The following is a 7,304-nucleotide window of genomic DNA, read 5'->3' on the forward strand; positions in this document are numbered from 1 at the left end:
CAACGAAACCGGTCAACCTCATGCTGCAAGGGCTCTATTGCTTAAGCTCTATCGATTCAGCACAGGTGCTCGACCGCCGGTAAATCCATGGCCCGAACCTCTCCCAAAAGGAAATCGCTGAGCCGGCGCAAACGCTCACCTCCGGGGCGGGTTTTCGGCCAGACCAGGTAATAATTCTCGCCGCTGGCGACCGCCGTCGGCCACGGCAAACTCAGCCGTCCCTGCGCCACATCCTCCGCCACCATCAGCAAATCGCCCATGGACACGCCGTAGCCTCGGGCGGCGGCGATCATGCCCAGCTCCAGAGTGTCGAACACCTGGCCGCCCTTGAGCGAAATCTGATCGGTGAGGCCCATGCGCTCCAGCCAACTGCGCCAGTCACGACGATCGGGCGTTGGGTGCAGCAGTTCGGTGCTGGCCAGGCGCGCGACGTCCCACGGCTGATCGTTCAGAAGGTTCGGTGCGCCCACCGGAATCAGCTCTTCCGGAAATAACAAAGTAACCTCCCAGTCCGGTGGAAAATGCCCGTTGCCAAGGATCACCGCGCAATCGAACGGCTCCTGATTGAAGTCCACCGAGTCGATGTCCATCCAGGCGCTGGTCAGCTGCACTTCATTACCCGGTTGCAGGTGCCTAAAGCGGCTGAGCCTCGCCAGCAACCAGCGCATGGTCAAGGTCGACGGTGCTTTCATGCGCAGGATGTCGTCTTCTGCACGCAAGGTATTGCAGGCGCGTTCCAGGGCGCTGAAACCGTCACGAATGCCCGGCAGGATCAGGCGCGCCGATTCAGTGAGTTGCAAGTTACGCCCGCTGCGATGAAACAGCCGACAGGCAAAATGCTCTTCAAGCGTGCGAATGTGGCGACTGACGGCACTCTGAGTGATCGACAGCTCTTCAGCCGCGCGGGTAAACGAGCTGTGCCGCGCCGCCGCTTCGAATGCGCGCAAGGCATATAAGGGAGGAAGACGACGTGACATGAGGAAAGCTCCTATAGCGCAACACGGTTACCGTAACAGAAACTCTTCAGCATGAGTTTGACTCATGCTACCCATCCTTTTTATCCCTTTGTGCAAACCCCGTGAAGCGCCGAGAATCGACGCTTTACTGTTCTCTTTGATAATCGAGCGTGATGACCATGAAGCATCCAGCGCATATTGAACTCTGGGCCATTCTGCGGCTGGCGGGGCCGTTGATTGCCTCGCAGTTGGCGCACATGTTGATGGTCCTCACCGACACCTTGATGATGGCGCGCCTGAGTCCCGAGGCGTTAGCCGGGGGAGGCCTGGGCGCGGCGACTTACTCTTTCGTGTCGATTTTTTGCATCGGCGTCATTGCCGCCGTTGGTACTTTGGTAGCGATACGTCAGGGCGCGGGCGACATCGTTGGCGCGGCGCGACTGACCCAGGCCGGACTGTGGCTGGCGTGGTTGATGGCGCTGGTGGCCGGATTGCTGTTGTGGAACCTCAAACCGGTGTTGCTGCTGTTCGGTCAGACAGAAAGCAACGTCCAGGCGGCCGGGCAGTTTCTGCTGATTCTGCCGTTCGCCCTGCCCGGTTACCTGAGTTTCATGGCTCTGCGCGGTTTCACCAGCGCCATTGGCCGCGCCACGCCGGTCATGGTGATCAGCGTTGGCGGCACCTTGGCCAACTTCCTGCTCAACTATGCGTTGATCACCGGGATGTTCGGCCTTCCGAAGATGGGTCTGGTCGGCATCGGGCTGGTGACGGCGATTGTCGCCAACCTGATGGCGGTGGCGCTGGCGCTGCACATTCGTCGGCATCCGGCGTATGACGCGTATCCCTTGCGCCAGGGACTGTCACGGCCAAACCGCCAGTACCTGAAAGAGTTGTGGCGCCTTGGCCTGCCGATTGGCGGTACGTACGCAGTGGAAGTCGGGCTGTTTGCGTTCGCCGCGTTGTGCATGGGCACCATGGGTAGCACGCAGTTGGCGGCGCACCAGATCGCCCTGCAAATCGTATCGGTCGCGTTCATGATTCCGGCGGGGCTTTCTTACGCGATCACCATGCGGATCGGCCAGCACTATGGCGCTGGGCAATTGCTCGATGCGCGACTGGCCGGACGGGTCGGCATTGCCTTCGGCGCGGCGGCGATGCTGGGTTTTGCGATGGTCTTCTGGCTGCTGCCGAATCAGTTGATCGGCTTGTTCCTGGACCACAACGACCCGGCGTTTCGCCCGGTCATTGAACTGGCCGTGAGCCTGCTGGCGGTGGCGGCCTGGTTCGAGCTGTTCGATGGCACGCAAACCATTGCCATGGGCTGCATACGCGGGCTCAAGGATGCCAAGACCACGTTTCTGGTCGGCTTGGGTTGCTACTGGCTGATTGGCGCACCGGCCGCGTGGTGGATGGCCTTTCATATGCACTGGGGACCGACCGGCGTCTGGTGGGGGTTGGCGCTGGGACTGGCGTGCGCGGCGGTGAGCTTGACGCTGGCGTTTGAATGGAAGATGAAGCGGATGATTCGCCAAGAGCCGTCATCACAGCGTTTCGACATCGCCCAGACCGAGTGAGATCACCTGTGGGAGCGAGCCTGCTCGCGATTGCGGTCTGTCAGTTAATCAATATGTTGACTGATACACCGCWATCGCGAGCAGRCTCGCTCCTACAGGGGTTTGGGTTAGCTCACGACTCCCAGTGCGGGCTGCTGGCTATTGCCGAAAGTCAGGTACTCAACCAGTTCTGCCAGCGGCAACGGCTTGCTGATCAGATACCCCTGCACCTGATCGCAACCAAATCCGCGCAACAGATCCAGTTGCTCTGCGGTCTCGACCCCTTCAGCAACCACCTCGAGGTTGAGGTTGTGCGCCAGGTTGATCATCGCGTGGACCAGTTTGCGGTTCTCTTCACGCTCTTCCATGCCGCCGACAAAACTCTTGTCGACCTTGAGCAAGGCGATCGGCAGGCTATTGAGGTGCACGAAGGAAGAGAACCCGGTGCCAAAGTCATCCAGCGAGAAGCGCACGCCCAGGCGTCCGAGGGCGTCCATGGTCTGCTTGACCAGATCGCTGCGCCGCATCACGGCAGTTTCGGTCAGTTCGAACTCCAGCCACTGCGCTTCGACACCGCGCTCGGCAATCAACCGGCTCAGCGTGGAGAGCAACTGGCTGTCCTGAAATTGGCGGAATGACAGATTGATCGCCATGTGCAGTGCCGGCAACCCCTGTTCGCGCAAGGCCTGCATGTCCCGCAGCGCCCGGGAAATCACCCAGTAACCCAGCGGCACAATCAAACCGCTTTGCTCGGCCAGCGGGACGAATTCGCTCGGTGGCAGCAAACCACGCTCGGCATGGCGCCAGCGCACCAAGGCTTCGAGACCGACGATCTGGCCGTCCGCAAGGTTCAGGCGAGGCTGGTAATGCAGTTCCAGTTCGTCTCGGCGCAAGGCCCGGCGCAGCTCGCTTTCAAGGTCGGCCATGCTGCGGGCGTTGCGGTTGATGCGTTCGTTGAAGATGTGAAAGGTGCAGCCTTGCGTGCTCTTGGCTTGCTGCATCGCGATGTGCGCGTGCCACATCAGCGGGTCAGCGCCGGCTTGGGCCCGGGCGTGGGCAATGCCCAGGCTGGAACCGATCAACAGGCTTTCACCGTCGACCCAGTACGGTTCGGCCAGCACCTCGGTGATGCGTTCGGCCATCCATTCGGCGCGCTGAGGCGCACGGCGGGTGTCGATCAGCAAGGCGAATTCGTCACTGCCCAGGCGCGCCAGCCGATCGCCGGCCTCAAGCTGGCTTTTCAGCCGCGCGACCACTTGCAGGATCAACCGGTCGCCGGCCTGGTGGCCGAGGGCATCATTGGCGTGACGGAAGTTGTCGAGATCAAGGTGACCGAGGGCCAGGCCGCGGCCGTCGTTTTCCGCCAGACGCGCTGCCAGCAAGGTCTGAAAACCCTGGCGGTTGGCGATGCCGGTCAACGGATCTTGCTCGGCCAGGCGCCGCAAGGTGTTTTCCAGCAGGCCACGTTCACGCACATGCCGCAAGCACCGGCGCAGCATGCCGGCATCGAGCAAATCACGCACCAGCCAGTCACTTACGCCATCGGGCGTCACCAATGGCTCGTGTTCGACCAACAACACCGTGGGCAAGCTGCAACGGCCAGGCAGCGGCTGAAGTGCAGGAACGGTCAACAACACCGCATTGCGGTTGTCATCGAACAAATTGCTGACCGACTCCCAGCTCGGCGCACTGATGAGCACGGCCGAGCTTCCCATCGGAGCCAGACACTCGCGCAACAACGCTACCCACTCTGGCTCTTCGGCCAGTAGCAGCAAACGCAAGGGTTCGACAGGCGTAGACAAGCTAGCTCCCTAGACTCTGCAAGGATGTAGGCGGCAGGCATTATGCCGCGCCGGTAGCCAATGACCAAATGGCATCAGTTATCAAGCGCAGTTTTGTGTCTGAATTTGAACATTAGCCGCACATTCACCGCGCATCCTGCTTGAAAGTATCAAAACCGGCAATTAGAGAACGCGTGTTACGTCACAAGTCGGACAGAGCAGCACAATTCGCTGAGCCTGTTAAAATGCCGGCCCATTTCACAAATGACTCCCTGAATTCCGTATGTCCCGACTCAATCCCCGGCAGCAAGAAGCCGTGAGCTACGTCGGCGGCCCTCTTTTGGTGCTCGCCGGCGCAGGCTCCGGCAAGACCAGCGTGATCACCCGCAAAATTGCGCACCTGATCCAGAATTGCGGCATCCGCGCCCAGTACATTGTCGCCATGACCTTTACCAACAAGGCCGCGCGCGAGATGAAGGAACGGGTCGGCACCCTGCTCAAGGGCGGCGAAGGCCGCGGCCTGACGGTGTGCACCTTCCACAACCTGGGCCTCAACATCATCCGCAAGGAACACGTGCGGCTGGGCTACAAACCGGGCTTCTCGATCTTTGACGAGACTGACGTCAAAGCCTTGATGACCGACATCATGCAGAAGGAATACGCAGGCGACGACGGCGTCGACGAKATCAAGAACATGATCGGCTCGTGGAAAAACGACCTGATCCTGCCAGCCGAAGCCCTGGAAAATGCGCGCAACCCCAAGGAACAGACCGCCGCCATCGTCTACACCCACTACCAGCGCACGCTCAAGGCGTTCAACGCGGTGGACTTCGACGACCTGATCCTGCTGCCGGTGAAGCTGTTCCAGGAACACGCCGACATTCTCGAAAAGTGGCAGAACAAAGTCCGCTACCTGCTGGTGGACGAATACCAGGACACCAACGCCAGCCAGTATTTGCTGGTGAAATTGCTGATCGGCACGCGTAATCAGTTCACCGTGGTGGGCGACGACGACCAGTCGATCTACGCCTGGCGCGGCGCCCGTCCGGAAAACCTGATGCTGCTCAAGGACGACTACCCCTCCTTGAAAGTCGTCATGCTGGAGCAAAACTACCGCTCCACCAGCCGCATCCTGCGCTGCGCGAACGTGCTGATCTCGAACAACCCGCACGAATTCGAAAAGCAGCTGTGGAGCGAGATGGGCCATGGCGACGAAATCCGCGTGATCCGCTGCCGCAACGAAGACGCCGAAGCCGAGCGCGTGGCCGTGGAACTGCTGACCCTGCACCTGCGCACGGACCGGCCGTACAGCGATTTCGCGATCCTGTATCGCGGTAACTACCAGGCCAAGCTAATCGAGCTGAAGCTGCAACACCACCAGATCCCGTATCGCCTGTCCGGCGGCAACAGCTTTTTCGGGCGTCAGGAAGTGAAAGACCTGATGGCCTACTTCCGTCTGATCGTGAATCCGGACGACGACAACGCCTTCCTGCGGGTGATCAACGTTCCACGCCGGGAAATCGGCTCGACCACCCTGGAAAAGCTCGGCAACTACGCCACCGAACGCAAAATCTCGATGTACGCCGCCACCGACGAAATCGGTCTGGGCGAGCATTTGGACACGCGCTTCACCGATCGCCTGTCGCGCTTCAAGCGCTTCATGGACAAGGTGCGCGAGCAGTGCTCGGGCGAAGACCCGATTTCGGCGCTGCGCAGCATGGTCATGGACATCGACTACGAAAACTGGCTGCGCACCAATAGCTCCAGCGACAAGGCAGCCGATTACCGCATGGGTAACGTCTGGTTCCTGATCGAGGCGCTGAAAAACACCCTGGAGAAAGACGAAGAAGGCGAGATGACTGTCGAAGACGCCATCGGCAAACTCGTCCTGCGCGACATGCTGGAACGTCAGCAGGAAGAGGAAGACGGCGCCGAAGGTGTGCAGATGATGACCTTGCACGCCTCCAAGGGGCTGGAATTCCCCTACGTGTTCATCATGGGCATGGAAGAGGAAATTCTCCCGCACCGCTCCAGCATCGAAGCCGACACCATCGAGGAAGAACGCCGCCTGGCCTACGTCGGGATTACCCGCGCGCGCCAGACACTGGCCTTCACCTTCGCTGCCAAGCGCAAGCAGTACGGCGAAATCATCGATTGCGCGCCCAGCCGCTTCCTGGATGAGCTGCCGCCGGACGATCTGGCCTGGGAAGGCAATGACGACACACCCGTTGAAGTCAAAGCCGTTCGCGGAAATACCGCATTGGCGGATATACGCGCGATGTTAAAGCGCTAGAATCGCCTACTTTTTATACAAACACTTTTTACAAGCTAGGCGCACATGGCGCCAGTAGAGGAAAGCTTCATGGAAGCACTGCACCAGAAAATTCGCGAACTAGGCATCGTGCTTTCCGATCAGGTCTTGAAGGTCGACGCCTTTTTGAACCACCAGATCGACCCGGCGCTGATGAAGCTGATCGGCGACGAGTTCGCTGCACTTTTCAAGGACTCGGGTATCACCAAGATCGTGACCATCGAAGCCTCGGGCATCGCCCCGGCGATCATGACCGGTCTGAACCTCGGCGTGCCGGTGATCTTCGCCCGTAAGCAGCAGTCCCTGACCCTGACTGAAAACCTGCTGTCGGCGACCGTTTACTCGTTCACCAAGAAGACCGAAAGCACCGTGGCGATCTCCCCGCGCCACCTGACCAGCAGCGACCGCGTGCTGATCATCGATGACTTCCTGGCCAACGGTAAGGCGTCGCAAGCGCTGATCTCGATCATCAAGCAGGCCGGCGCGACCGTGGCCGGTTTGGGCATCGTGATCGAGAAGTCGTTCCAGGGTGGGCGTGCGGAACTGGATGCGCAGGGTTATCGCGTGGAATCGTTGGCTCGCGTGCAATCGCTGGCCAATGGCGTCGTGACCTTCATCGAATAAAGCCACACCGCAATTCCCCTGTAGGAGTGAGCCTGCTCGCGATTGCGGTGTATCAGTCGACATTTTTGCTGACTGATAC

General features: G+C 60.0%; 5 protein-coding genes. 3 read left to right on the forward strand and 2 right to left on the reverse strand.

The genetic code is table 11. The features are described from left to right. Positions 1–56: 56 nt before the first annotated feature. Positions 57–977: a LysR substrate-binding domain-containing protein gene (locus tag AC1DRJ_RS00440; RefSeq protein WP_477800294.1), complete on the reverse strand. Its 921-nt coding sequence runs from the start codon at positions 975–977 to the stop codon at positions 57–59. A 158-nt stretch (positions 978–1,135) separates the two neighbouring features. On the opposite strand from AC1DRJ_RS00440, the gene AC1DRJ_RS00445 reads away from it, so the two are divergent. Next, positions 1,136–2,530 (forward strand): NorM family multidrug efflux MATE transporter, encoded by a 1,395-nt coding sequence (locus tag AC1DRJ_RS00445; protein WP_477800295.1) that lies wholly within the window; start codon positions 1,136–1,138, stop codon positions 2,528–2,530. A gap of 107 nt (positions 2,531–2,637) precedes the next feature. Here the strand turns inward: AC1DRJ_RS00445 and AC1DRJ_RS00450 are convergent, their stop codons facing one another. Continuing rightward, complete coding sequence (locus AC1DRJ_RS00450; RefSeq protein ID WP_477800296.1) at positions 2,638–4,311, reverse strand: putative bifunctional diguanylate cyclase/phosphodiesterase; 1,674 nt, start codon at positions 4,309–4,311, stop codon at positions 2,638–2,640. Positions 4,312–4,573: 262 nt separating this feature from the next. On the opposite strand from AC1DRJ_RS00450, the gene rep reads away from it, so the two are divergent. Continuing rightward, complete coding sequence (gene rep, locus AC1DRJ_RS00455; protein ID WP_477800297.1) at positions 4,574–6,583, forward strand: DNA helicase Rep; 2,010 nt, start codon at positions 4,574–4,576, stop codon at positions 6,581–6,583. Positions 6,584–6,652: 69 nt separating this feature from the next. Beyond that, positions 6,653–7,225, forward strand: coding sequence for a xanthine phosphoribosyltransferase (locus AC1DRJ_RS00460; RefSeq protein ID WP_477800298.1), 573 nt, complete (start codon positions 6,653–6,655; stop codon positions 7,223–7,225). The last annotated feature ends 79 nt before the right edge of the window (positions 7,226–7,304 follow it).

The sequence above is a fragment of the Pseudomonas sp. P5_B2 genome (genome assembly GCF_056400445.1).